33 protein-coding genes are annotated in these 25,961 nt (G+C 38.2%); 8 read left to right on the top strand and 25 right to left on the bottom strand.

Translation table 11 applies throughout. The features are described from left to right. Window positions 1-21 precede the first annotated feature (21 nt). The 3 genes from MHB39_RS09625 to MHB39_RS09615 form a co-directional block, all read right to left on the bottom strand. Entirely contained in the window at window positions 22-1,182 is a 1,161-nt protein-coding gene (locus tag MHB39_RS09625) for an MFS transporter (RefSeq protein ID WP_342546480.1), read from the bottom strand. 179 nt (window positions 1,183-1,361) lie between these two features. After that, window positions 1,362-1,514, bottom strand: coding sequence for a hypothetical protein (locus tag MHB39_RS09620; RefSeq protein WP_342546479.1), 153 nt, complete (start codon window positions 1,512-1,514; stop codon window positions 1,362-1,364). Window positions 1,515-1,640: 126 nt separating this feature from the next. Continuing rightward, entirely contained in the window at window positions 1,641-2,294 is a 654-nt protein-coding gene (locus MHB39_RS09615; RefSeq protein WP_342546478.1) for a hypothetical protein, read from the bottom strand. A gap of 236 nt (window positions 2,295-2,530) precedes the next feature. Here MHB39_RS09615 and MHB39_RS09610 point away from each other — a divergent pair, with 236 nt between their 5' ends. Continuing rightward, window positions 2,531-2,764, top strand: coding sequence for a DUF3923 family protein (locus tag MHB39_RS09610; RefSeq protein WP_342546477.1), 234 nt, complete (start codon window positions 2,531-2,533; stop codon window positions 2,762-2,764). Window positions 2,765-2,801: 37 nt separating this feature from the next. Here the strand turns inward: MHB39_RS09610 and MHB39_RS09605 are convergent, their stop codons facing one another. Further along, complete coding sequence (locus tag MHB39_RS09605; RefSeq protein WP_342546899.1) at window positions 2,802-3,737, bottom strand: PD-(D/E)XK nuclease family protein; 936 nt, start codon at window positions 3,735-3,737, stop codon at window positions 2,802-2,804. Window positions 3,738-3,749: 12 nt separating this feature from the next. Next, window positions 3,750-4,490 carry a sulfite exporter TauE/SafE family protein gene (locus MHB39_RS09600; RefSeq protein WP_342546476.1) on the bottom strand — a complete coding sequence of 247 codons (741 nt, stop codon included), beginning with the start codon at window positions 4,488-4,490 and terminating at the stop codon, window positions 3,750-3,752. Window positions 4,491-4,583: 93 nt separating this feature from the next. Here MHB39_RS09600 and MHB39_RS09595 point away from each other — a divergent pair, with 93 nt between their 5' ends. Continuing rightward, window positions 4,584-5,093, top strand: a complete 510-nt coding sequence (locus MHB39_RS09595) for a DUF1648 domain-containing protein (protein ID WP_342546475.1) — start codon at window positions 4,584-4,586, stop codon at window positions 5,091-5,093. A gap of 43 nt (window positions 5,094-5,136) precedes the next feature. On the opposite strand, the gene MHB39_RS09590 is transcribed toward MHB39_RS09595, so the two are convergent. From MHB39_RS09590 to MHB39_RS09565, 6 genes are all read right to left on the bottom strand, one after another. After that, window positions 5,137-5,766, bottom strand: coding sequence for a type 1 glutamine amidotransferase family protein (locus MHB39_RS09590; RefSeq protein WP_342546474.1), 630 nt, complete (start codon window positions 5,764-5,766; stop codon window positions 5,137-5,139). A 45-nt stretch (window positions 5,767-5,811) separates the two neighbouring features. After that, on the bottom strand, window positions 5,812-6,798 hold the full coding sequence (locus MHB39_RS09585; RefSeq protein ID WP_342546473.1) for a YafY family protein: 987 nt from the start codon (window positions 6,796-6,798) through the stop codon (window positions 5,812-5,814). An 81-nt stretch (window positions 6,799-6,879) separates the two neighbouring features. Further along, the gene (locus MHB39_RS09580; protein WP_342546472.1) at window positions 6,880-7,512 is read right to left on the bottom strand and encodes a hypothetical protein; all 633 of its coding nucleotides are present in this window, start codon (window positions 7,510-7,512) and stop codon (window positions 6,880-6,882) included. Between the two features lie 8 nt (window positions 7,513-7,520). Then, window positions 7,521-7,688 (bottom strand): hypothetical protein, encoded by a 168-nt coding sequence (locus MHB39_RS09575; RefSeq protein WP_016993359.1) that lies wholly within the window; start codon window positions 7,686-7,688, stop codon window positions 7,521-7,523. Next, window positions 7,681-7,866, bottom strand: coding sequence for a hypothetical protein (locus tag MHB39_RS09570; RefSeq protein WP_036081610.1), 186 nt, complete (start codon window positions 7,864-7,866; stop codon window positions 7,681-7,683). Before MHB39_RS09570 ends, MHB39_RS09575 begins: the two co-directional genes overlap by 8 nt. A 72-nt stretch (window positions 7,867-7,938) precedes the next feature. Continuing rightward, window positions 7,939-8,541: a CPBP family intramembrane glutamic endopeptidase gene (locus tag MHB39_RS09565; RefSeq protein ID WP_312124948.1), complete on the bottom strand. Its 603-nt coding sequence runs from the start codon at window positions 8,539-8,541 to the stop codon at window positions 7,939-7,941. Between the two features lie 231 nt (window positions 8,542-8,772). On the opposite strand from MHB39_RS09565, the gene MHB39_RS09560 reads away from it, so the two are divergent. Continuing rightward, the gene (locus tag MHB39_RS09560; RefSeq protein ID WP_342546471.1) at window positions 8,773-9,465 is read left to right on the top strand and encodes a class I SAM-dependent methyltransferase; all 693 of its coding nucleotides are present in this window, start codon (window positions 8,773-8,775) and stop codon (window positions 9,463-9,465) included. A 103-nt stretch (window positions 9,466-9,568) separates the two neighbouring features. Here MHB39_RS09560 and MHB39_RS09555 read toward each other — a convergent pair whose 3' ends face one another. Continuing rightward, window positions 9,569-10,009, bottom strand: a complete 441-nt coding sequence (locus tag MHB39_RS09555; protein WP_342546470.1) for a GNAT family N-acetyltransferase — start codon at window positions 10,007-10,009, stop codon at window positions 9,569-9,571. 110 nt (window positions 10,010-10,119) lie between these two features. Between MHB39_RS09555 and MHB39_RS09550 the strand changes: the two genes are divergently transcribed. Continuing rightward, entirely contained in the window at window positions 10,120-11,502 is a 1,383-nt protein-coding gene (locus MHB39_RS09550) for a PLP-dependent aminotransferase family protein (RefSeq protein WP_342546469.1), read from the top strand. A gap of 33 nt (window positions 11,503-11,535) precedes the next feature. On the opposite strand, the gene MHB39_RS09545 is transcribed toward MHB39_RS09550, so the two are convergent. The 5 genes from MHB39_RS09545 to MHB39_RS09525 form a co-directional block, all read right to left on the bottom strand. Next, window positions 11,536-12,759 carry a GNAT family N-acetyltransferase gene (locus tag MHB39_RS09545; protein WP_342546468.1) on the bottom strand — a complete coding sequence of 408 codons (1,224 nt, stop codon included), beginning with the start codon at window positions 12,757-12,759 and terminating at the stop codon, window positions 11,536-11,538. After that, entirely contained in the window at window positions 12,756-13,484 is a 729-nt protein-coding gene (locus tag MHB39_RS09540; RefSeq protein ID WP_016993352.1) for an AAA family ATPase, read from the bottom strand. The genes MHB39_RS09545 and MHB39_RS09540 overlap by 4 nt, the downstream gene beginning before the upstream one ends. Window positions 13,485-13,933: 449 nt before the next feature. Further along, window positions 13,934-14,491 (bottom strand): hypothetical protein, encoded by a 558-nt coding sequence (locus MHB39_RS09535; protein ID WP_342546466.1) that lies wholly within the window; start codon window positions 14,489-14,491, stop codon window positions 13,934-13,936. Window positions 14,492-14,690: 199 nt separating this feature from the next. Further along, complete coding sequence (locus MHB39_RS09530; protein WP_004228939.1) at window positions 14,691-15,089, bottom strand: hypothetical protein; 399 nt, start codon at window positions 15,087-15,089, stop codon at window positions 14,691-14,693. Continuing rightward, entirely contained in the window at window positions 15,086-15,298 is a 213-nt protein-coding gene (locus tag MHB39_RS09525; RefSeq protein ID WP_103119066.1) for a helix-turn-helix transcriptional regulator, read from the bottom strand. The genes MHB39_RS09530 and MHB39_RS09525 overlap by 4 nt, the downstream gene beginning before the upstream one ends. Before the next feature lie 310 nt (window positions 15,299-15,608). Between MHB39_RS09525 and MHB39_RS09520 the strand changes: the two genes are divergently transcribed. Then, on the top strand, window positions 15,609-15,824 hold the full coding sequence (locus MHB39_RS09520; RefSeq protein ID WP_004228943.1) for a hypothetical protein: 216 nt from the start codon (window positions 15,609-15,611) through the stop codon (window positions 15,822-15,824). 279 nt (window positions 15,825-16,103) lie between these two features. Then, window positions 16,104-17,495, top strand: a complete 1,392-nt coding sequence (gene fumC, locus MHB39_RS09515; RefSeq protein ID WP_342546465.1) for a class II fumarate hydratase — start codon at window positions 16,104-16,106, stop codon at window positions 17,493-17,495. Window positions 17,496-17,649: 154 nt separating this feature from the next. On the opposite strand, the gene MHB39_RS09510 is transcribed toward fumC, so the two are convergent. The 3 genes from MHB39_RS09510 to MHB39_RS09500 all read right to left on the bottom strand — a co-directional run bounded on the left by MHB39_RS09510 (window position 17,650) and on the right by MHB39_RS09500 (window position 19,998). Then, complete coding sequence (locus tag MHB39_RS09510) at window positions 17,650-18,633, bottom strand: hypothetical protein (protein ID WP_342546464.1); 984 nt, start codon at window positions 18,631-18,633, stop codon at window positions 17,650-17,652. Between the two features lie 31 nt (window positions 18,634-18,664). After that, window positions 18,665-19,264, bottom strand: a complete 600-nt coding sequence (locus tag MHB39_RS09505; RefSeq protein ID WP_342546462.1) for a hypothetical protein — start codon at window positions 19,262-19,264, stop codon at window positions 18,665-18,667. Window positions 19,265-19,440: 176 nt separating this feature from the next. Beyond that, on the bottom strand, window positions 19,441-19,998 hold the full coding sequence (locus MHB39_RS09500; RefSeq protein ID WP_016995133.1) for a GNAT family protein: 558 nt from the start codon (window positions 19,996-19,998) through the stop codon (window positions 19,441-19,443). 163 nt (window positions 19,999-20,161) lie between these two features. On the opposite strand from MHB39_RS09500, the gene MHB39_RS09495 reads away from it, so the two are divergent. Beyond that, window positions 20,162-20,716: a sigma-70 family RNA polymerase sigma factor gene (locus tag MHB39_RS09495; protein ID WP_333004526.1), complete on the top strand. Its 555-nt coding sequence runs from the start codon at window positions 20,162-20,164 to the stop codon at window positions 20,714-20,716. Then, window positions 20,709-21,782 (top strand): hypothetical protein, encoded by a 1,074-nt coding sequence (locus MHB39_RS09490; RefSeq protein ID WP_342546461.1) that lies wholly within the window; start codon window positions 20,709-20,711, stop codon window positions 21,780-21,782. Before MHB39_RS09495 ends, MHB39_RS09490 begins: the two co-directional genes overlap by 8 nt. A 36-nt stretch (window positions 21,783-21,818) precedes the next feature. Here the strand turns inward: MHB39_RS09490 and MHB39_RS09485 are convergent, their stop codons facing one another. The 5 genes from MHB39_RS09485 to mdh form a co-directional block, all read right to left on the bottom strand. Beyond that, window positions 21,819-22,241, bottom strand: coding sequence for a hypothetical protein (locus tag MHB39_RS09485; protein WP_333004522.1), 423 nt, complete (start codon window positions 22,239-22,241; stop codon window positions 21,819-21,821). A 638-nt stretch (window positions 22,242-22,879) separates the two neighbouring features. Continuing rightward, window positions 22,880-23,749, bottom strand: coding sequence for a DMT family transporter (locus MHB39_RS09480; RefSeq protein WP_333004520.1), 870 nt, complete (start codon window positions 23,747-23,749; stop codon window positions 22,880-22,882). Between the two features lie 25 nt (window positions 23,750-23,774). Further along, window positions 23,775-24,320, bottom strand: a complete 546-nt coding sequence (locus MHB39_RS09475) for a GNAT family N-acetyltransferase (protein ID WP_333004518.1) — start codon at window positions 24,318-24,320, stop codon at window positions 23,775-23,777. Continuing rightward, window positions 24,310-24,843, bottom strand: a complete 534-nt coding sequence (locus MHB39_RS09470; RefSeq protein ID WP_333004517.1) for a cysteine hydrolase family protein — start codon at window positions 24,841-24,843, stop codon at window positions 24,310-24,312. Before MHB39_RS09470 ends, MHB39_RS09475 begins: the two co-directional genes overlap by 11 nt. A gap of 171 nt (window positions 24,844-25,014) precedes the next feature. After that, entirely contained in the window at window positions 25,015-25,953 is a 939-nt protein-coding gene (mdh, locus tag MHB39_RS09465) for a malate dehydrogenase (RefSeq protein WP_342546460.1), read from the bottom strand. Window positions 25,954-25,961: the final 8 nt, after the last annotated feature.

Below are 25,961 nucleotides of genomic sequence, written 5' to 3'. Positions count from 1 at the left end.
AGACTGGTCCTTCTTCCTATATTAATGGTTTGTTTTCTTATTAAGAATGTAATCCCGATAGACTAACAGAGCGACAAGAAGAAAGCTAAGGCTAACAAGTCGGAAAATCATTTCTATACTTATCCATTCAGCTAAAATTCCTAAGATAAATGCGCTCATCCCTACTCCAACATCAAAACTGGAAAGAAAAGTGGCATTGGCTGCACCACTTTTGGCTTCACTTACTTTTTGAACAGCCCAGGTTTGTAGGCACGGCATAACGGTGCCATAGCCTGCACCAAATAAAATCGCGGCGATAATCAAAGTGAAATTATTTGTAGTATAGGATAACACGATTAATGATAGAAAACCGAAAATCGCTGACACAATAATGATCGACCATGGTCCATGCTTATCAAACCATTTCCCTGTAAAAGGACGTATTAACGTGGAAACAATTGCGTTAATAAGAAAGAATAGAAAAATCTGTTGTAATCCCTTTTGTTCACCAAAAAGAACTAAGAATGTAATAATGGCGCCGAAACCAAGCGTCGTCACAACAGTCAATAATGCCTGAAACCTTACTTCTTTTTCAAATATCGCTTCCATAAATCGAAATGGCTGCTTGTCATTTTGAATAGGTGCCGTGGAATGCACAAATGAAAGCATTATGATCGCAAAAAGGCTGAGTAAGGCTGACGACCAAATCAGCGTGTGAAAAGAAAAGGTACTGTAAATAAGAATCCCGAGACTTGGTGCAACAATTGCTCCCACGGTTGTGGATACCGAGAAATAGCCCATTCCCTCTCCTAATCGAGCTTTAGGGATACTATCTACAGCCATTGTACTATTGGCTGTCGTGGATACACCCCACGCTGTTCCATGGAAAAGTCGGAGTAATAGGAAAATCCAAATCGTATTAAGCAATGGATACAGCATGGTAATTAGTAGTAATGCTATACTTGCCACAATCGCTAGTTTTTTCCGCTTATGATCCATTAAATAGTACCCTATAAAAGGTCTTATCGTAATGGCACCTAGTGTAAATACCGTCGTCACCAAGCCTACTTGCATCGGATTGGCGTTTATGCTTAATAAATAGGCTGGTAAAATAGGCAATAGCATTTCAAATCCTATAAAAATAAAAAAATTACTTAGAAATAGAAAAAGAAATGATGAAGTAAAAATTAGTTGTTTTTTCATAGTAAAGTTCCTCGCTTCTAATTATTTTTCTAAATTAGAAGCGCTTGGAACACTGCAACATTCCGTAATTGTCTTAGTTTTTTTAGCAATTAGTTCACCCTCTCTCCGTTTTATCGCAACAAAAAAGACGCCATAAACCGGCGTCTACCAATTACTTTGTATGGTTAAAAAGTCATTTTTCACACATGACTGACAAAGGCAAAAAGCTTCCGGTTACTATTTTTACTATGCTGTTTTCTTAAAAAACCACAGACTGGTCCCTTTGAGCATAAATCATCTAATTGTAAAAATGTCTTTACCTCAATCGCCGTTCTTCTGAAAATCGTTTCCATGACTTTTTGCCTCCTCTCTCAAGTTCAATTCATAGCTTACTATAATCTAATACAAGTTTACCACAAAAGCAAATGCAACGTTGAAACTATGTATAAGACGCAAAATATTTTCCCCGCATCGACTATTTATAAAGTTCTTTCCTTGTCACCGTCTATTAATTGCACATGCACCTTGGAGGAGCTACCTCCCTCTATATGATTAGGAACATTTGTTAAATCGAGTAATTCCTTTAGATGAATAGCTTTTTCACGATTGGCCTCGATGGTCACATGATATGGCCCTGTTATATTCATAAGTGAATTCATCCGTTTATCGCCTTTAAAAAAATTCGTATCGATAAATTGTAAATCAAAGGACACAGCTTCATTGCTTCGATTATGTAAGACAATGGTACATTCCCCATTCATTAAATCTTTTCCCACCATATCAAAACGACATGCTCCATCCCCTTTGTATGAAATGGCCATAATGCCACTAGCAAAGGTTTCTTGATACGCCACGATAAGCAAATGGGGTAAAAGTGAATAAAGTAATACTACAATGACAAATGTTCGAAAATGATATTTGTTGATGCTCCTAAGTAGTAATATCATAGCAATTATAAATAAAATCGAGCAAAAGATGCCAAGTAACACGTATCCATCTTGTGTTTCGATAGGAATTGACATGAAGGTAGTATGTGCCATCATCGCTTCATTGTAGGGATACGGAAAAAACAGACACATACAAATACCCAACATAACGATTGACCCTATGAACGTCTTTTTATTGTTTATCATATGCTGCCTCCTTTCTAAAATTTGACTAGGTGATATACAAATATGCATACACCAATTTACCATATATATCCTTAAAAAGAAATGAAGCCTATAAAAACAACTATTTTAAAAAGAGTCAATCCGTCTGCAGGCTGAGATGTAGCACCGTCTATAGTGCATTTCCAAATTTAAGGTAAATTGATATGATTAAGCAATAAGAGGAAATTACAAGAAGAAAGAAGGTGTTCATTTTAGGTATGAAAATATTTTGGTGGGCTGTAAATATTGTGTGGTTATTGATTTTTTCTGGCATCGCCGTATTTATTGGGGCAAGGAATGTGGATGGTGCAGGGATTGTGCAAACACCTGAAGTGAGAATGGTTTCATTCGTTATTTTGGGCATCATGTTTCTAATAGTTGTGCTTATACAATTAATTTTTCTTTACTTTATTAAAAAAAGCACAAAAGCTCATTATACGAAAATCTCTTAAAAAGAAGCGAGAGGCTATATTAGCACTCGCTTCTTTTTCACCTTGATGCACATAACTCCCTAAAATTACAGCCGCGACAATGCCATTTTTCTTGTGTTTGTTCAAAGTCCTCGAGGTCTACGGGCTCGTTGGAAAAAATATCGGCCTGATACTTTTTCATTTCTAAAACACTGCGCTGAAACGTATACAAAATGTTCTCCATATCGATGTCTGTAAAACTATATTTCTTGCGCTTGCCTGTTAATAAATATTCATTATAGACCTCGATTTGCGCTAGAGACACACGGTATTTTTGCTGAACATAGTAAGCGTAGAGGGCTAATTGCTGACGGTCATCATCAGATTCTCTACCGGTCTTCCAGTCAACAATAATCCATTTATCCCTCAATTCATCATAATAATGAAAGTCCATAACAACGAATACCTGGACATCTTCTATTTTCATGGAGCGGAATTGCTCTGGTTCTCCGATACGGAGCGAGCCTTTTTGTGAGGTGATTTGCTGAAATGTTTCACTCATCAAAAAATGATTAAAGACAAGTCGTAAACGTTCTTTGTAGTCTTGCACAAGCTCAGGAGAAAGGGTGCCATGATAATAGATTTCCTGCATCATATAATACTTATTGGGTTTTTGCCTCCAAAAGTCAAGACGACGAGTGGAGTCAATAAAGGCTGCATTCAGCTGCCCGCGCCCCAATTGAATTAGCTCCTCTACTGTTGGAGCTTTTCCTGTTTGTAAATAATCATTAATGGCCTGCTCAATGTATCGATGGACAATTTGCCCAAATAAAATAGGCATCGATTGCAGCTTTTTTAAGCGATACACCTGTTGATGATATGGCTCCACATTGTAACTGAGCCACCCGTTATGTGAAAAGTAATATTCATAGCCGTATTTGCGGGCGCAGCTTGTCAATGTTTTGTGACGCGATAGCGACCACGAAAAGGTTGGATAGGGTGAAATTTCAAACAGGACAATCACCTCCTAAAGCTGATGGATGAAATCATAAACAAGCTGTATAATCAGCACAATCGTTACAATACGCAGTAAAAGCTTTACCTGATGTGCTTTCACTTTTCTGGCTAGCACAAGCCCAATTTGTGCACCAATCGTCGAGCCAATCATTAAAATAAGCGTTAACGGCCATTCGATTTTCCCTGTAGCAATATAGGTAATCGCTGCTCCTGAGCACATTGCAAATACCCCTACCCGTGATAGCCCCACGGCTTTAATATAGGAAATCTTCTCATGTGCATATGTATAAAGCGCCAATGTACTACTGCCCGGACCAAACATACCGTCATAAAAGCCAACTCCAAGAAGGATAGGACCGTTTTTTCGATTCATTGTAAAACGTTCCTTGTCGCCAAATTCAGCTCCACCCATAAAGGACATGACAAGCGCAAAGCCAAGTAAAATAATAGCAATGAACGTTAATGATTGACTACTCATGACTGAAGCGAAAAGTCCCCCCAATGTACCTCCGATTAAAGAGACAAGTAACACCGAACGCATTTCGTTCCATGCTAATTCCTTACGTTGATAAATTGTATAAAAGCTTGAAAAAGCACTCACCATATTGGACACTTTATTTGCGCCAATAGCCGAATGGACGGGTACACCCATTAGCATCATCGTTGGCAAGGTAATTAAGCCACCACCCCCAACTAACGTACCAATGACATTCCCAATGATGCCAATAAGTAAAAACAACAAGTATTCCATAATATCCTTCTTTCCCTAACACAAAAAGCAATCATTCTATGATACAGTATAACAGATTGTTATTATCAATGATGATGGAAATGAGGAGCAAGGATGCATATACAACAAAAAACACCCACACCACGCTTTTGTCACCAGCTAACGGTTATTGTGGCGACTATTTTTCTAGCCGGCATTACAGCGACACTCATTCAATACGGCAAGCTCCCTGCCATGATTCCTGTCTTGCAAAGCTTCACGAGTGACCATGCCCAATTCGGTCCGAAAATTGCTATTTTTTATTTACCCTTTGTCGCTCTTATGCTCTTTCTACTCTTACACTATTTAGAGATAAAGGCAGCTTATCCTGTGATGCGTAAAAATAAAGCACCGCTCTCCCATAAACAGCGACAAAATGGCATCCTTACGTTTTGTCTCATCAAAAATAGTATTCTATTGTATTTTACCTACTCCCTATTCAATGACCTGACGGTAGCTCTAGGTCGTGAACGTATTTTACAGCAATGGCATGCTTACTTATTTTTACTGCTGTTATTTGGCATCTTCATGATGGGTATTGTGCGAGGCATTTTGTTGGATAAAAAATCTAATGCAAAAAATTAGAGAGCATGTTTTAACAATGAACATGCTCTTCTTAGACTACTTATTATCCAATGGATGTCATTAATTCATAAAAATATTTTTTCTCCTGCGTCTCATAAAGCTTATACCAAGCATGTAATGTTTCAGGTGTAAAAACATCGAGCAGCCTCAAAACATGGTAGGCAAAATCCAACGGTGCAATGCCAGATGCCGTTACTAAATTCCCTTCAGTTACGGCTGGCTTCTGTTTAAAATATTCATCCCCAATATAATGTGGACAAAGCATCTTCAAGTATTCGAGATCGTTGCTCGTATGTTGTCTTGTATCAAGCAAACCAACCTTTGCGAGACCAAATGTTGCACCACAAATTGCAGCTACGAAAACATTTTCGTTCAATGCTTTTGAGACTTCATTCAATACAGGCTCATGAATAGATTCTAGCCATGTATTGCCTCCTGGAAGAATCAAGACATCCATGCTATTCAAGTGACATTCAGCAACGGCCATCGTTGGAAGTATGGTGATGCCACCCATCGTCGTAACAGGACTTCTATCAATCCCTACTGTCATCACCTCTAAAGGCTCTAATCCCTTTTTAAAATATCTACCTGTATTTAATTCGGCCATTAAATACCCTATCTCCCAATCTGCCATCGTATCAAATACATAAAGATACACTTTTCTTGTCTGCATAATAAACACTCCTTTTATTGAAACTATGCTTAGTATAAAAAAACTTTACTGACATTCTCCGTCAGTAAAGTTTTCATTTTCATAAAAATGGATGAGCTCATATAGAACGTCAATTATCTTTTGCTTTAGACTTATGGGTTCTACTACTTGGATTGATTTTCCATAGGGAAAAAGTAAATAGGGTACATAGGTATGTAGTGCTTCCTCATCTACTAAAAATATTGCGTTCTTATTGGTGCGTTCTTGGAGGTGATACTTTAAAAACCAATGCTGACTGATCGCATCCACAGCACTTGTCTTTCCACAAATGATGAAGGGCACAAGGTTCTGTTTATGTTCGGCTTGAGGAAAAAGGCTTTTCATAAAAAAATCACTGGCAGAGAAAGATTGTGGTCGTTGGAAAGGAATGCCTGTTTGATGCAGACTGCTAATTCGGCCTACTTTAAAAGTACGGATTTCATTTCTTACATGACAAAATGCAACGACATACCAGTTTTGTTTCCAATAAACCAAACCATATGGATTAACCACCCTAGACTTAGATTGCTCTTCATTATTAGTATGGTATTCCATTTCTATAGATGTTCTCTTTACTATACTCTCTTCTAATTTTTTTAACAGTGGCTCCAAGGAGGATTCATCTGGACCGATTATCTCGAAACCTTGTAAATGCTGTTGAATCATTTTTTCTTGCTCTTGATTTGAATACATTGTAAGCTTTGCTGTTGCACTGTTTAATGCCTCATCTAAAAAATAACCAGCTTCTTTTGCAAAAATAGAAGCATGAAGTAATGCCGCTTTCTCATCTACATCAAAAATAAGAGGACTTTTAATAAAATTATTCAACAGGGTATATCCTCCATGATGACCTGTTTCAGCTATAATCGGCACACCACTGGCAGAAAGTGAGTTAATATAGCGATAAACGGATCTGATATTAATCTCTAATTTTTCCGCAATTTCTTTCGCGGTAATTTTCCTACCTGAATTCAACATCCATAAAATCTGCATCATATGATCCATTTTAGACAAACATTTTCACCTCATTGAATTAATTTATGATTTCTGACACAAAATCAGGCTACCTGATACTGTTATCAAGTAGCCCTTCGATTATGCCTTTACCCATTCATCTTCCATTTGCTTAAAATTATGTATTAAACCGTATTTCTGTATGCCACGTGCTTGCTGGATGCTGGCATCTGCGAATTGGCGGAACTTAGCCTCATCCTTTATTGTACAGGCATAGACCGCTTCAATTGCAGGTTGCATCCACGGCTGTGTTAGTTTATCACTTCTCATATCGGCTGAGCGGCCTTCCAGAGCGGCGATATAGCATAATGCATAGCTAGTTAAAGGCTCCTTATCAATTTGTCTTGCAGCTACTTTAGCAGCACCAAGATTCTCCTCCATAATCGCCTTAATAAAGAGGTAATTGTACTTAATGGCTGGCTGCTTATAATGATGGATAATGACATCGATTGCCTGAATCTGTTCCTCTTTTGTCCCGTAAGCTGATGCATAGAGCGCAGCAAATATAGGCTCTTTTCGGTGATTTTTAACCCATTTATCCACCTGCTCCATATTGTTTGTGCGATATAAAATATGTATATGGCGATAAATCATCCCTACCGCAATTAATGCAAATATCCCAAGAGAGATGGATAGACGAACACCCGCTAAGGACAGCGTCAGTGCCAATAAAATAATAACTAAATAAAAGAATGTTAATTTAACAATTTTCATGTTACCTCCTACTGAAGTTTCCTACGCATTTTACGAGAAAAAATATAACCTGCCCCTATAAAAAAGATCAGAGCCATCACTTTCATAATGGGAATAATAAACAGCTTGCTAATTACGACTACAACGAGGATATAATAGACAACCATCGCCAGTAAAAACAATGTCAGCTTATTCACGAGGTTCCCTACTTTCCTTTAGTGCCGCCTCAATCGCTGCTAAAGCTTTTGGCCCCATTCCATGAAGATGAGCTAATGTAGAAAGCTCAACTTTTTCTAGCTGCTTCAATTCTGTAAAGCCCGCTGCCTGTAATGCGCGAATTGCTGGTTTTGCTACTCCCTTAGGCCACTCTGTCATGCTTGCACGTCCCTTCGCGAAAAAATCTTCTCTGCCCTATTATGCAAGTGACAGCAAAGAAATGCAAATAAGTCAAAATTTAAACATATACAAGGACGCCGCTATGAAATTCACAATACTATGGATACTCCAGCTAGCGACAATAGAGCCCCCAGCAATCCGTTCGTTCACCCATCCCATCACATAGCCTGCAAGCGCTGTAGTAAGCACAACTAATAAGATTACATGTAGCGGAAGCACCGACCATAGCATGGCCCCATGAACACAGCCAAAAACAATACTTTGCACGACATTACCTGCTTGAAAGCCAAAAGTTTTCATCAATCTCTTTAATAAAAAGCCGCGAAATAATAGCTCTTCTGATAAACCAGTTTGAATAATAGCGTAGAAAAGTGCTGGAATGACGGCAGCAGCTCCAAGTCCCGCGAATTGATTCGCCGCTAGTAAGGTACGATCAATAGAGAAAAAGATTAGCACAAAGCTCGGTGCTACGAGCACAACAATGGAAAGCACAAAGAACATGGCATACCTCCCCTTATGCTGCACAATGGGCTTTTGCAATCCCAACCATATGAAAAAGGGCTGTTCTTTCCTCGCTGTGCAAAGCCACCAAATAAATGGAATCACTGAAAATAATATCACTTGCAAAATGGCACTAATTAAACTATTCATCATCTTATTTCCCCCTCCTGTTACTACAAGCATAGAAGAAAGCACCATTATTTTCAATATAAATTTAACGATAAACATTAAATTATTTATCTTTATTATTAATTTTTGAATTTTTTACAATAAAACACACTGTCTAGGGGCTTCTCCTTTGTCTTTTCAGTTATTTTCATTTACACTCTATTACAGACATTAAGGGTCTGTAATAGAGGCAATAAATCACTGGAGGCTATCACAATGGGGACATTATCAACACATTTATTAGAAAAGGCACGAACATATGAGCAAAGCACGCGGATTTCAGTGCCTGCCTATGACACATTATTTGCCGTGACTCAAGCCTATTTCCGTATGCATTTAGGGGAACAAGAAGCATCCCTGCTTGTTGTAGGAGCTGGCGGGGGCAACGAGCTTTCTGCATGGGGACCTACAAACCCTAAATGGACGTTCACAGGGGTTGATCCAGCGATGGAAATGCTCCAAATCGCACAACATAAAGCCGTGCAACTCGATATTGAAAATCGCGTTCAGCTGCTACAAGGAACGATTGAGTGCTTGCCACAATCAACACCGAAATTCGATGCGGCAAGCTGTATCCTCGTTCTTCATTTCATTGAAGATCGACAGGAGAAACTCCATTTACTGCAAAACATTCACAAGCAATTAAAACCTGGAAAGCCCTTTGTCCTCGCTTGTGCCTATGGTGAACGAGAAAGTGACGAGCTACAGGATCGCATCAAAATATGGCAAAGCTACTTTTTAGAGGCCGGCTATACAAAAGAAAAGGTAGATAGCATGGGCAAGGGCATCATGAATATTTCCTTCCTCTCCGATCAAGAAATCCAACAGCTATTAAGTGAAGCGGGCTTTCAAAACATTACCTGCTTTTTCTCCTCAGGTCTCTTCGCAGGATGGATGAGCCACGCCTAACCACAAAGCCCCCACCATAGTCACAATCAATGGTGGGGGCTGAAACTTAGATTTATAGTGGTATTGAGCGGGTTCTCCACCAACACCCATCACATCGAAAAAATCACCAATAAATACTGTAATAATAAACAGTTTCATCAATCGTCATGTCCATTTTTTCATAGAGCTTCTGTGCTTGGACATTATCTCTGGCAGTTTCTAGCATCATGTAACGCGCATCTTCCTGCTGACAATAGATAAAGCATTGCTCCATCAACGCCTGTGCTACACCTTGTTTTCTGGCTTGTTTCGCCACAAATAAATCATTTAAGAGAAACGCTCGTTTCATAGCTACGGATGAAAAAACTGGAAACAATTGTACAAATCCAACTGGCTCCTCCTCCAAATATGCGAGAAAAATAATAGACTCTGCTCCCGCCACTCGCTCCCGTATAAACTGCTCAGCTTGCTGTAAATCAGATAATTGTCCATAAAATTCACGATAGGCATTAAATAATGGGACTACTTCTCCTATCGTTTGCTGTGTCACCTTATAAATTTTCATGTAATGATCTCCATTTCCTTTTGATTGTCCTTCTAGTATGATGGTAGTAAATAATCTGACATTTCAAAAGAAACAGTTCCAAACATTTTAACATGTCAAGGTGGTGCCTGATGGACGATTTAATCTTTCTATTAACAGAAAAAGAGGCAAAATATAAGCAAGTGTACCAGCAAATTAAAGCACTTATTATGCAAGGTACACTTCAAACAGATGATTCCTTGCCCTCCATACGAAAACTTGCAGAAACTTTACAGGTCAGTCGTAATACTACATTAACCGCTTATGAACAGCTTGTGGCAGAAGGATACATACGTGGGGAGGGACGAAAAGGCTATTTCGTCAATGCGCTAGAGCAGGTTTTTCTACAGGAGCAGGAACCGCCTCTTATATTACAGCCAAAAAGACAGACTGCATCATACCTCGTAGATTTTCGTGCAGGGGCGGTCGATCAGCAACATTTTCCCATGAAAACATGGCGCCAAATTGCCAATCAAGTATTACAGGAATCAACCTGTTACGAATATGGAGAACTGTTTGGAGAATCAGCGCTAAAGGAGCAGCTTGTGCCGTATTTACTGCAAGCAAGAGGGGTTTATACAACGAGCGACAATATCATCATTGGTAGTAGCACACAGCAAATGCTCTTGTATCTTGGCTTTTTACTAAAGGATTCTTTCCCAAGCATTCTTTTGGAAGACCCTGGCTATAATGGTGCACGTGAGGCCTTCCAGTTACATCACTTCGAAATAGAGTCGCTACCTGTAAGGGAAACAGGAGCTCAACTTGCTATACTCCAAAACTGTCAATCACGCTTAATGTATGTCACCCCATCACATCATTTCCCATACGGTGTGTCCATGTCTATTCAGCAGCGACAGACCTTAATACAATGGGCTCAACAAGTCGATGGTTATATTCTAGAGGATGATTATGATGGAGAGTTTCGCTATACGCAACAGCCATTTCCTGCCCTTGCCTCCATCGATTCATCAAGGGTAATCTATCTTGGCACCTTCTCGAAATCGTTTTTACCAGGTGTGCGTTTAAGCTATATGGTGCTACCAAATGCACTTGTTCAGCCCTATAAAGAGCGTTTTGCTCATTTTGAACAAAATGCTTCGTCCCTCCATCAACGGACAATGGCCCAATTTATGGCGCAGGGAGAATGGACACGCCATATTAAACGAATGCGTTTGACCTATAAACAAAAAATGCAGCACCTTGTGCAGGAGCTACAACGACATTTTGGTCAGCAAATAGCCGTGTTAGGCGAGCAATCAGGCCTATATGTATTAGTGAAGATAAAGTCTTCACTTTCCGAGCAGCAGTTAATCCAAAGAGCGGCGACTTATGGTGTAAAGGTTTATCCGACAAGTCCCTTTTTTATCCATCAAACAATTGAGGAACCCATGCTGCAATTAGGCTTTAGTAAATTAACGCTGGAAGAAATCAAGCTGGGCATCGAGCTGTTAAAAGAGGCGTGGCAGCCATAACCGTCAACGTTATGGCTCTTACCCCCATACCACTTAAAAATAATCAATAAATGTTGGGATACCTACTGGTAAAACCGCCTCGAGCAATGCAATTTCCTCTGCACGTCCCTGTAATCGTTCAATTCTTTCTAAATAGGTTGGACGTTTGTAGCCTAACAGCATAGTAGCCAGTGTTTGCACTGTTAAATGCACAGCATTCGCGTTTAACGTCTCACTTACCTTTTGCACAGAAAGGTTTCCATCTTTCATTTTGATGATGTAGGTGCCATTATTCCACGCCACAGTGCGATCACTGACAGCTAGCTGAAGCTCGAAATTCTGACCAATAAATGGATAGCGCAGTAAAAATTCTTTGACATCGACGATTCTTGCCATGAAATATGGCGATACCTTTTGAATGATCTCACTATCCTCTAATAGAAAGGCTACCGCTTCATTACCAGTTGTTTTCCCGTAGACATTGTAGACCATCGAGCTGTGAGCCGAGACGAAATTCCATAAACCTTTACGAGCCTCTTCCTGCAAATAGACGATTTCATCAATGTAATAATTTTCCTCCATAATACGATAGAACATGTAGCCCTGTGCCACATCTTCTTCATCATAGTAGACCGCTGCCTGAAGGTTCACATCACTATCTATAAATTTCTCCTCCCAGAAATCCTCCTGAAATTTCTCGTTCCAGGCAATACTATTGCGCACCATTACCCCATGCGTCTTCTGCGCATAGCGTGCGTAGATATCCACCACATCCTCATGCTTCGGATCAACTCTGCGAATTTTCCCATTAAGCCCAGCATAATGAGGAAGCTGTGTATCCTTCACTTGAAATTCCACAATATCACTCATAATTTCCCATCCCTTTTTGCGGTAATAAGGAATAGAATATGGAAATAAATAGGATATATACTGTCCTTCATTTCGCATACTTTGCAGACTTTCTATTATCAAGCTCTCCATTAAGCCATGCCCTGAATATTCAGGGTATGTCCCAACTGCTGTGATGCCACCCATTTCATAAATCTTGCCATGCACATTCACCTCAAAAGGCAAACTTAAAATTTGCGATACAAGCTGTGAACCATCAAACCACCCGATAGCATGCCCTTCATTAAATTGCCTACTCTTCGCATTCACAAAGCGACGATCCTTGTGAATGGACATTGACATTTGAAAGACATAATTCAGTAAATCAATGGACTGTGCCATTTCATCTAATCGAATTTCTCGCATGATTAAGCCTTTTCGTTGATTCATGATTCCCTCTCCTCATCAAATAACTCTCTTAATATCGACTGTGGTGCATCTAAAAAACGTTTGGTCACAATATAATGAATGGTATCCTCATAGCGAATGGATTCAATTTCTCCTTGATCAAAACTATAAATCGTTGCATTCGGATAGCCAAGCAAAATGGGTGAGTGTGTAGCAATAATAAATTGTGCCTCATGCTCAAGGTCCTTCATTATTTTCAGCAAGCTCAGCTGCCTCGTTGGAGACAATGCTGCCTCAGGCTCATCCAATAAATAAATGGCTTTCCCCTTAAAGCGATTCATAAATAACGCAAGAAAGGATTCACCATGAGATTGATGATGTAGCGATTTCCCACCAAAAGCGTTATATCTCCTTGGATCTTCTATCAAATCAATATGACTGGCAAATTGATAAAATGTTTCTGATCGAAGAAAAAACCCATTCGAAATTTTCGGCAGCCACGACAAACGGATATATTCCCCCAATGAAGATTCCGCCTTATGTACTTCATATAAATTTTGACGACCGCCACCAGCCGTATTGAAATCGCAGCGATCAGCAATCGCCTCCAGTAATGTTGATTTCCCCGAACCATTTTCCCCAACAAAGAACGTCACATTCGTTGGGAACTCAAGCTCATGCAAATCCTGCAAGCTTGGAATATTAAAAGGATACGCCTGTTTATTGGGAATCGTATCCTGTAACACCTTACATGATTTTAAATACATTTCATTTCCTCCCTAATCTTATTATAGCGAACATCCCCCTAGCTGAAACGTATTCCACCCACCTGTTTGATTAAAATGTCACCTTTTTATGTATCCATTCGAGCCAGCCACCACATAAATAGCCTAAAACAGCTTACGAAGTCCCTACCATTTTCACACTTCGCTATGAGATATTTCCCGAGAAATAAATAAAAAACATGTCGAAAGTTGCAATTTCCAAAGGTAAAAACATGTCATATTTTTGATTTTCTTATAAAATAAGCGGACATTGACCTCCTCTCTTACTGACCGAGTAAGCGATTTCCCCGCAACATGCAGCAGTGTTTTCCCTTGCAATTTTATTTCGCAGTGGCTTGCTAAATGATTGTCTCTAATAAGCGGGGTGCCTCTCTTTTCGATCACCTTGGAACCCTTTCTGAGCGATTCCATCCACTTTTGGATTACTTTCATTACCTAAATTGATCCGATTCGAAAAAAGGTTCAATACCTATTTCTTTTAATAAGAATTTTCGATGACTTCTTTTATCTACCAAATGTTGTTTAGGTATTAAAATTTCTTCTCTTAATCGCTGAAACAAATTCGGGTTATGCTCTGGAAACCATTCCTCATATCTGACCCCTTGATTTAACTCTATTTTTATTAAAAATAAAACAATATCTTCATACATATAGGGGAATTCTTTCTCTATCTGCTCATGATGTGCTAACAATGCATAAAGATAATCTTTTAAACGATAAAATCGCTTCTGGTCTAATGGATTGGAGCTCCATTTTTTATTTTCCTCCCACTCTTGTATGGGCTGAAATATCTGAAGAGAACCCGTTTCCCAAGTACCCAGCATACAAGTAAATGCAGCTATAGCGTATTTTCTCGTTTCATCATCTGGATCTCCAAAATATTTATAGTATTCCTCCCGATACTTACTAAAATTTCCGCTAGTATGATAACCTCCAATAGCAAAACCCTCCAACCCTCGTTTTGCTTGTTCAATGATATTATTTGTCATTCTACTTACTCGCCCATTTTTTAAATTTTTTTGTCATGGTAGTTTAATAACAATAACCTGTAATAAAACTCCATAGTTATTTTAACATAAATATCCAGCAAAAAAATCAACTCACCTCTTAATCAATCTATCGAGGTAAGTTGATCTAAAATTAAATTTCATCAAAATAAATCAGCCTTCTTTACAAAGAACAATTTATTTAACTATATTTTTTAGAAACCACAAACTCAGTAATTGGCATAGTAATCCAAGCAAGTCCTATGACAATAACAAGTGGAATATTCTTAATATCATTTAAAGCGGTTACTCTTTCTGAGATCACTAAAACAATAACCATAAATAACAGTAAAAGATAGTAACTAATTTTTGAACTAACAAGTGTTATATGTTTTTCTAACTCATCCTTTTTTCCTTCATTTACTCCGTTCATTTCTCCCCAAGTAATGGACTGAAACAAAAGACCTATTCCTAAGAATACAAAGAAAATTGTCGCTGCATCAATCATTTCTTTCGTTATCCATTCATATACACCGTAACTACCAATAGAAACAATAATAACTAAAGAACCGATTAAACTTACCTTTTTTGTAATCGTCACTTTTTCTCATTCCTTCCATATGTAAAAATAAATAATTCTTCTATAGGAGTACTTAAAATATAGGACAAAGTAAAAGCCAATTCCAAACTTGGATCATATTTATTATTTTCAATGGCATTAATGGTCTGCCTTGTCACATTGCATAACTCCGCTAATTTACCTTGTGAGAGGCTATTTTTTTCACGATATACCCTTATTTTATTTTCCATTTCAAACACCACTCCGCTCCTGGCTTGTAAAAGATCTTTTACATCATAATATTAATTTAAGACAAATAAGGTGTCAAACATATTTTACACCCAATTATTTTATTAGCTCTTATAACATAGTTTTATGTATTTTCTATGTAGTGAACCAAAATACTTCAGTTTTAAAAAACTGTACAGACCCCTTTCAATTTTTAATTATCTTAAGCATCTATTCGTTGTTCTTCATTTTTTGCTCACCATCTCCAAAGTTCTAACTATTATCCCTCGCTCATAAATTGAGTAACAATCAAAAGTCAGAAGGAGAATCGCGATGTTTGTGACTCATTATTATGAAAACAAGACGTCTGTTTTAAGTCAATTGCTCGTCAAGCTACCTACTGTGGAAGAGGATATTCGCATTAAAGGGCGCAAGGCAAAGGTGTTGGAGGTACTTCAAGTCGATGACAACAATTTTCATGTAAAGATATTGTTCGAAAAAATCCCTAAAAAGCAGCCTCTTAAAGAGCTTGGAAAGAAAAAGAGATAGTCGACTAAAACATGTTTATTCCATTAAATTTCGGGAATAAAATAGGCAAGGATTGCGAATCATTCTCACCTTAAATTTCTTCAAGCATATCCGTTGACTTTTTAATTGATAACAATTATCATTATCAATAGATTATTTCTTTCTCCAAATTGCTTCATTCAGAATCCCCCTCTTTTTTGAATAAGCATGTATCAAACGGATATTCTTACATCAGACTAAGAGTATCCGTTTTTATCTGTACATGAGGAAAATTTTACATACTAAAGGAGCTGTTTTGACATGGATTATCGTATTGAAAAAGACACTATGGGTGAAATTAAAGTACCTGCCAATAAAATTTGGGGCGCGCAAACACAGCGCAGTAAAGAAAATTTCCAAATTGGTACGGAACAAATGCCAATCGAGCTTGTGCAAGCTATGACGATCTTAAAGAAAAGTGCAGCGATTGCGAATAATAAACTAGGCAAACTTTCTGATATTAAAGCAAATGCCATCGTGCAGGCTGCAGATGAAATTTTAAATGGTCAATGGGACGATCAATTTCCTCTTGTGGTTTGGCAAACTGGTAGTGGTACACAATCCAATATGAATGTGAATGAAGTCATTGCTCACCGTGCGAATCAACTATTAGAGGATGCTGGTGAAGCGGACCGTATTCATCCAAATGATGATGTCAATAAATCACAAAGCTCAAATGATACATTCCCAACAGCATTGCATATTGCGGCTGTTTTAAAAGTGGAAGATTATTTATTACCAAGACTACGTTTACTAAAAGCAACTTTGGAAGATAAAGCAGCTCAATTTAAGGACATTATTAAAATTGGTCGTACGCATTTACAGGACGCGACACCTCTTACATTAGGTCAAGAAATTAGTGGTTGGGCAGCTATGCTGGCAAAATCAGAGCATATGATTATCCAAAATATTGACTATATGAAGGAGCTTGCAATTGGTGGAACAGCGGTCGGTACAGGAATCAATGCTCACCCTGAATTTGGTGATCGTGTGGCTGAGGAAATTAGTGAGCTAACAGGCAAACAATTTACATCAGCTGCAAATAAATTCCATGCCCTAACGAGTCATGATGAAGCAGTTGTAGCACATGGTGCATTAAAGGCTTTAGCGGCTGATTTAATGAAAATTGCCAATGACGTTCGCTGGCTAGCAAGTGGCCCTCGTTCAGGTATTGGTGAAATTACGATCCCAGAAAACGAACCAGGCTCTTCCATTATGCCAGGTAAAGTAAACCCTACTCAAAGTGAAGCAATGACAATGGTTGTCACACAAGTAGTTGGGAATGACGCAACAATTGCCTTCGCCGCTTCTCAAGGTAACTTTGAATTAAACGTCTTTAAACCAGTCATCATTTACAACTTCTTACAATCAACTCGCCTATTAGCGGATACAATGAAATCATTTAACGACCATTGTGCAGTAGGCATTGAGCCAAACAAAGAGGTACTCAATCATAATTTACAAAATTCATTAATGCTTGTAACGGCATTAAACCCATACATCGGCTATGAAAAAGCAGCAAAAATCGCAAAACAGGCCCACAAAGAAGGCACGACCTTAAAGGCAGCAGCCATTGCAAGTGGCTTACTTACAGAAGAACAGTTCGACGAATATGTAGACCCAGCAACAATGATTTATCCGAATGTAAAATAATGAGAGCGACCATAAAAAGATTGGAGGCTAATGGGCTTCAATCTTTTTTGTTTATGGGAAATATCTTTAGGAAAGCAAAAAATCGCATTCATGCCAAATAGCTTCCTAATAATCCATCCTCCATTACAGATGCTTATAACAAGTTAAAATTCTCTCAGCTTATCTCATTCAGCTTTAAATTAAACGACAATTCATCGTCAATCAAATTATATGTATTACTTTTTTCTTGTTTAGATAATTTAGAGATATAATGATAGTAGTTTGGTAATATTTCAAAATCATAATTTAAATAATCTCGTATTAATTGGTCATCTTGAAATTTTGAAACATCCCCGTCTAACAAATCATGTTTTATTAACTCTTTAGTATTGTTAGTAAAATCAGATACTACGTATGACAGAACATTGTTCTCATATCGTAAGTTTTCAGAAGCACCTGAATAATTTAGTAAAGATAGTAATGTCGCATTATTAAAATTTTGTTGGTTAATTAAAGATGAAACCTCCATTAAGTAAATCGATTCAAGGTGGTCATGATAAGGATTTTCTATATCTACTCCATTATACATTGCTTGTTTCTCAAAGGGTCTTATTCTCCCAGTTTTTAATAGTAATAAGTGACTATGATTGCTTAGGTAGATGTTTTTGGACGTATCTAATCTAAGTAAATTATCTCCGTTTGGAAGGTAAGGATTTAATCGTTTTATCTCTCCTGTTGAAGTGTTTATCAAAAAAATACATTGATAAAAAGGACGTCCATAGTTCATTTCTCTTTTCGTAATAAAATACAACAAATATTGATGATTGAGGTAAATTAACTTGGAATAATAGCTTTCCTCCTTAAGTTCTTCAGAAGAAAAATAATTGTTTAAGTCTAATGTTATTGCATTGATTTGACTGAATGTTTGAAGATTAATTCTATGAAAGTTTATGCTATTATTAGCTTTTAGACTAAAACAAAATTCATTATTCACAGTATCCAAAGCAAACTCGTCATAGCGGGTGTCGAATCGTTGGTTGTTTTTGATCGTGCCGTTTTTTAAATTAATCTCACAATGCGCAATACTAGCATGTTCTAATAAAATAGCTTCAAACTCTTCTTTAACTTGATTTGTAGGAATTAGTTGTTTATTACTCAAAAATATCCCCCCTGATAAATCTATTTTACTTTTACTCCTTACCGGCCTCTGAATAAAGAAGTTTTTCGAGTTCGTCCACCTTGTTCCCGTCTAATTGGTGTGTGAGCCCGAATGTTTCACCCTTGCCATCATTATTGATAATTACGTTGAGATCGTGAAGTAATTCAGTAAAATACTTGAAACATTTAGTTAATTCTCCATAGAACTCAGTTGTATCAAGACCTTGCTGTTTTTCTACCGATATCACATAATCCAGATGTCCCATCAAAATCTGCAGTACATTTAAATTTTCAAAATCCTTTTGAAGGTCTTCCCCTTGAACCCTAAAATATAGCATTTCCTTCGTGAGACGATCTGCCCTTAGATAATATTCGTCAACATCTGTTGTTTTGTTAATATCTTGGGCATGATAGGCAATCCATGCTTCCAACGTTGGTTCAATCCCATAGTTATTGAAGCCTTCAGGGGTTGATACATCATTCCAAATTTTCGAAGGGTTTACTGCTGCTACTTGTTTGATTGTTGTTTCTTCTGTTTTTACCTGTTCCCCTTTCGTTTCTTCTTCCTCGGTACAACCTATTAACAATCCACTTATCAATAGTCCTGTCAATACAACATTTACGAGCTTCATCTCTCTCACTCCTCTTTAGAAGGTTAGCCATTTATTATAATAATACCTTACACTAGTTAATTTTTATAATATTTTCCATTAAATAGTTACGTTTAACATGGCTGATTCTCTATGTATCTCGCAGTAATAGCAAAATAAAAAGCCACCCTCATGATGAGTGCGACTTTCCTAACCTCCTAAAATTCACTTTTCAATAGGGAAAAGATAGCGAGATCTACATACTTCCCTTTTTCAAATTCATGTTGCCTCAAAAGACCCTCTTGAGAAAAATTTAATTTCTCTACTAGTTTGATAGATGCTGTGTTTTCTGGTTCTATTTTTGCTTCGATTTTATTGATTCCCATGGATGTAAAGGCAAAATGGATAATCGCGTTTAAAGCCTCTTGCATCACACCCTTCCCCCAATAATCAGGGTTTAAATCATAACCAATTTCTATACGATTATGCTCTTTTTCATAATTCAAATAGCCACATGTGCCAATCACTTTGTTGGTCTGAATTTCTTCGATTACCCATCTTAAGCCTTTTTGTTCTTTAAAAATTTTCTCATACCAATTGATTTCATCAATAGCATCTTCAACTGAAGCAAACAATGGTAATGGCAGGTACTTCACTACATTTTCATTAGAATAAAGTCTCAAAATATCTTGGCGGTCATCCATTTTTCCTTTTCGTAAAATAAAGCGATCTGTTTCCAATTGAGGAAAAACAGTAAATTCGAATTGTGTATGCATACTACTCCCCTTTTTCACCATTTATTAGCATTTTACTATTGAATCATAACACAAGAATCTCTCATACTCTCTTTTACTGCTATTACAAATCCATTGTTATTATAGTAAATTGATTACAACCAAATAGCACCAACTCCGTCTAATAATTGAAAGGGTGTGGAGGATGCTTGAACATGCGAGATCATCAATAGAAGTTAGCAGTGAATGTAGTAAGGAGGAGAGGCTTGAATGGTTGATGAAGGCATATGGAGATGACATAGCACGTCTTGCCTTTACGTATATGAAGCACAAGCAGCTTTCGGAAGATATTGCGCAAGAAGTATTTATAAAGTGCTATGAGCATTTAGATAATTTCAGGAATGAATCTTCCTATAAAACATGGTTATATCGAATTACTGTCAATCTATGTAAAGATAGATTAAAAAGCTGGTCTTATCGAAATATTGTGCTGACAGAATTTTTCTCAAAAATTAAGAGTACAATTGAATCCCCTGAGTTGGAATTAGTCGGACAGGAGGAAAAACGATTGCTTTCTGAAAAGATTCTTGCTCTACCAATACGTTACCGAGAACTCATTATTTTATATTATTATGAAGAGCTGCCCTATAACCAAATAGCTGATTTGTTAGATTTGCGTTTACAAACCATTAAGTCTCGACTTCATAGGGCTCGCCTTTTGCTCAAAAAATCAATGGAGGGGTGCAAGATGAATGAATGATATGTTTAAAAATATAGGCAAGGCATTGGATGACACGGCATTCAAGGACATTCATTTTAATGAGAAACAGAAAGAAAAAGTAAGGCAGAGGCTTCGAAAAGGTCACAAGAAGCAGCCCCAATTTCAATCCATTTTCAATCATTTGTTACCTATAGCTGTCATTGTTTTTTTTCTTATAGGGGCTAGCTATTTTATGGTCACGGAGCTGACAGAACAACCAGTTGCTAAGGGAGACCGTTCACAAGAACCTACAATGGAAACTACTCTTTATCATCCCCCGATCCAAGAAGAATTTTATGGGGATATGACGAAAGAGGATGTCGTGAGTAAATTATTAAATTCGATCGATTATTTTCACTCAGCAGCTGGAAAATTTGAAGAACATAGAATTTCTCAAGACGGTTCCACTAGAACATTGGGTGTTACTTATAAAGTAAGTACCAAAAAAGAAGTTGGAGGCTATGAAAAGATAATCGCTTTAGATGATAACACGACGGGAATCAAGAACGATACACAGGAGTACTTTTATAACAACAGAAAGAGCTGGTTAAAATATACAGCACTTAATGGACAAAAAGTTTATACAGTTAGTGAAACGAAACAGAAATCAAAACGAGACATAGTTACTCCTGAGCAAGCTTTTAGTATTGACTTGAAATATCCGCCTATTTCATATAATAAATTGAGAGAAAGACCTTCATTTGGAAGTTCAAGTATGTCGTTGTTCGCTTATGAGAAAGCTGCTAGTTATTTAAGAAATATGGGGCATTGGGAGATTGAAAAACAAAATGAAGCGTTGTTAGGTCATAATACAATCGTATTAGCTGGGAAAATGGATGAAGCGGTGACAAATAATGAAAAGTTAAAAGGGACGACAGAAGCGTTTCGTTTTTGGGTGGATAAAGATACTGGCATTCTCATTAAAAGTGAAACATATGACCAACATGGTGAGCTGACAAGCTATGTTCATCCAGAAAAGCTTGAAGTGAATATATCGATTGACCCTCAAGAATTCATTCCAGACTTAGAGGGTTATCAGCTTCCTAGCAAACAGAAAAAAGATTGAGGCTTATTGCTTCAATCTTTTACTTTAATGAAGGTATTAGTTTCTTAACATCAGCAAACATTTCTCAACTATATCTACCTCTTCTACTGAAAGTTGATCTAACAAAAGTGCCAGTTTTTTCTCATGTTCCTCTCCTTCTCCTCCTATCCAGCAAATGTAGATTTCGCAATAATCTCCTTTGGGAAGGAATTTTTTTAGAAAGTCACATACATGGTGAAAAGTTCTTTTGGCTTTTTCATAGTTATGGGGGGAATACATTTTATTTTCGTTATGCATTTGCCAAATGGGCTCTCCCTTTGTTTCGATTTCATATACATAGGGTGTTGTAAAATGCTTTGCCTGTACAATTTGGCGATTCTCTTTTACTGAGAAAAAATAATTTATGTCAACTTCATTTTCTGTATAGTCATCCTGTATTTTAACTGGAAAATTGAAGCCTATATAGGTTGCCATACTCATGTTTTTACTCCTCCTATTAAAAAAACCCTGTAAATGTACAGGGTGTCAGCAACGTAGCTGTTGATAGTGTAAATAGACACGCTTTTGCGTTCGTGCTTCTACGAAATTTTCTTGCATCACCATTTCCTGGGCCACGCTTTGAAGAAATTGCTTGAAGGAAAAAGGCTTCAAACGACGGGTTGTCCGCTTCCTTTTGTGAGGCTTGCTACCGTAGTTGGTCTACCGTGATGGCTGTTGCTTTGATGGTTTGGTGTTGCGGCGGTGTTTTTGGTTCAATATAGAGCGTTGTATAATACGCATCCGCAATGACAATCACGTAAATAATGAATAGTAATCGTTTTGTTCAATGGTTCAAAAAAATCATTTCTCCCTTTTTTTATAGCTAACAATGAAAACTTATCTACTTATCATACGAGCATTCGATCAAAAGGTTTCAAAAATATTTAAAGGGAGACAAATTTCTGTCTCCCTTACGCCTCTAAGCTTCTGCCACCATCATTTTCCCAGCGATCAATGTCCCAGTGATCCTCATCTTTTTCTCTCCTGATACCCATTGCATTCAATGGAACGAATGACATTTTGTCCCTCACCCTTTTCAAGCGTTCTTCTCTAGTTTATGAAGGGAAAGGGGTTTTCGTTCATCGTAAAATAGGCTTAATTTTAAAGCCTAAGGCAATCGCAGCTCCAATACAGCTAAAAAGACAGCCTAGAATTAAATAAATACTGAGTGTTGATTCGCCAATGACAACTGAAGTGATACCGCCAATCACGGGGAATAACGCAACCATATAGCCACTTTTTGCCCCACCAATTCGTTCGACTAGTTTTAAGTAAAATAACCATGCGAGAAAGGAGGCGATAAGCGTTAAATACAAGAGAGCCGATAGGAAGGTAATGGATTTGGGTATCACGACTGTTTGCCCCTGTAGCCAAACAATGACACACATGACTGCACTACCCACTGTAAAGCCAATGGCATTCGCATAAACGGGGTTTATCTGCTGCTTGGCATTTCTGGCAGAGCTTGCATCCCCGATGGCTGTCAGGACAGTCCCTACGAAGGCAATTAACACTCCTTTTAACTCGATATTATGTAAAGATGGATAAATCAGCACCCCCACGCCGATGACACCTAAAATACCGCCAATTAAAACACGACGAGGCAATGGCTCCTTGAGAAATATCCGTAGAGCGATAGGTGTTAATATGACTTTTAATGAAAAAATTAATGTGACAATAGCAGCCGAGCTCCATATCGTCGCATAATACAGCGCTAAATAGCTGAATGCAAAATTACAAACGCCAAAAACGATGATAAAAGGCACGTCGCCCTGTTGTGGTTTACCCTGTGGTTTCAAGAACCAAGCAAGGATGAAAAATAAAAGGGCTGTCATGACTAAACGATAGGTTAAAGATAATTCTAAACTGACTGGCGTTCCTTGAATTTTGACTGCAATAAAATTAAGACCCCAGACAATCAAACAAAAGATATACATAAAATTTGTCATGCTGTTTTAAATTCCTTCTCCGATGCTATTCCTGCCATCTTCCCATAATGATCGTGTGATAGAACAAGCCATCTGCAAGGCATTTATCATTTTTCAGAATGCCTTCCACTAAAAAGCCCATTTTTTTATAGAGCTGTATCGCTTTCTCATTGGTTTCTAACACTTCTAGTGCTATTTTGCGAACACCATTGGTATCTGCCCAATCAATGGATTCTTGCAGCAAGGCTTTTCCTATGCCATAGCCCCAAAACTCTTTACTGACTCCAACACCAAAGGTTACTTTATGAGCAAGCCTTTTGAGTGGAGAGCCCTCACATCTTGAGAACCCAACGATCCGATCACCGACAACCGCCACTAAACATAAATTTTTTGAGCTTTCGCTATCCTGTTGAATAAGCTGCTCAAAGCCTGCTCGATCAATCAATGCCTCGCCCTGTTCACGATCGAAGTTTTCCGTTTCACCGTCTAATTGCAAGCGTAAATCTGATAAGGCTTGGGCATCTTCGCGTCGGGCACAGCGAATTGTATAGGATAGCTCTTTTATCTGGAGCTCTTTCTGATCAATCAGCATGTTGGAATCCTCCAATTGACTGAATCCGCACAAAACGATTATGCCAAATGGATTCGTGATGTTGAATAATTTGTGGTGCTGCCAGTACATTACTATCTAAGGTGCTATGTGCATCTTCTATTAAAATATTATGATGGTAGCCATGACTAAAAGCACTACGGATTGTTGTATCAAGACAAAACTCTGTTTGAGCACCCGCGAAAATCAATTGCTCGATGTGATGCGCTTGTAAATAAGCTGCAAGCTCCGTTTGATAGAAAGCGTCCCACGTTGTTTTTTGAATCACTTGATCCTCCGCCTGTCTAAGTAATCCATGATACAGTTCCCAGCCTGGTTGACCTAATGCAAAATCAACATCATCTGCGTCTGTATGCTGAATAAAAATAACGGGTACTTCGTTGCGCCGTGCCCATGTAATGGAGACATTAATATTTTTGATAATAGCTTCACTGTTCCAAAGTTTTTGCTGGCTATCTAGAAAGAAAGCCTCCTGTATATCGATAATGATGAGTGCTTGTTTCATCGAATCCTCCTTTGTGCATCAGTAGTAACTTTTTTAATTGTACAGAAAACGATCTTCCATTAAAAGAAAATTTTGCACAACAAAAAGCACCTTTACAACATCGTAAGGTGCCTCAACTATGTACAGTACCATCTAATACATGCCACTATTAGATGGTGTCATGCGCTTGCATCATTTGATATAGGCTAATGTTTGATAAACTTGGTGAACCGAATGATTAAATGCTTGCTGTTCCTCTTCGTTTAAATGCAATTCAATTACACTTTCAATACCATCTCCCCCTAAAACAACGGGGACACCGATACATGCGTTGTTTACTTGATATTCGCCCTGTAAATACGTAATGATGGGCATTACTTTCCGTTGATCCTTCACAATCGCTTCAATCATTTGGACAATGGCGGCAGCTGGGGCATAGTAAGCACTGCCATTGCCAAGTAGGGCGACAATTTCGCCTCCGCCTTTTCGCGTTCGCTCCACTAATTGTTCAATCTGTGCTTGTGGCATTAATTTTTCTAGTGGTATTCCTCCGACATACGTATAGCGAACGAGTGGCACCATTTCATCCCCATGCCCACCCAAGACGAAGCTTGATATATCCTCGACAGCGAGCTGAAGTGCCTGTGCGATAAAGGTATTAAAGCGCGCTGTATCTAACACACCTGATTGTCCCATGACGCGATTTTTTGGAAAACCCGTTGCTTCCAGACAAACATAGGTCATGGCATCGACAGGGTTACTTAAGACGATAACATAGCTAGTTGGCGTATAACGTTTGATCTGTTCGCTTACCGTGCGGACGATTGCCGCATTTGTATGAATTAAATCCTGTCGTGTCATGCCAGGCTTTCTTGCAATACCTGCCGTGATAACCACAATATCAGCATGAGCGATTTCTTGATAGTTTGAAGTAGCCGTCACCTGTACGTTAAATCTTTCTATTGGTCCCGCTTGGAGAATATCTAATGCCTTCCCTTTCGCAGCACTTTCGAAGTCTGGTAAATCGATTAGCACAATATCCCCGATCTGTTTCTGTGCGACCATTAACGCGACGGTTGCACCTGTATGTCCAGCGCCAATGATAACGATTTTCGGTCGCCTAAAGCTCATCTGCCTCC

Source organism: Lysinibacillus sp. FSL K6-4013 (genome assembly GCF_038630435.1).
Classification (GTDB): domain Bacteria; phylum Bacillota; class Bacilli; order Bacillales_A; family Planococcaceae; genus Lysinibacillus; species Lysinibacillus boronitolerans.
Note: the sequence above shows the minus strand (reverse complement) of the source record. Positions and strands in the feature narration are given on the sequence as shown.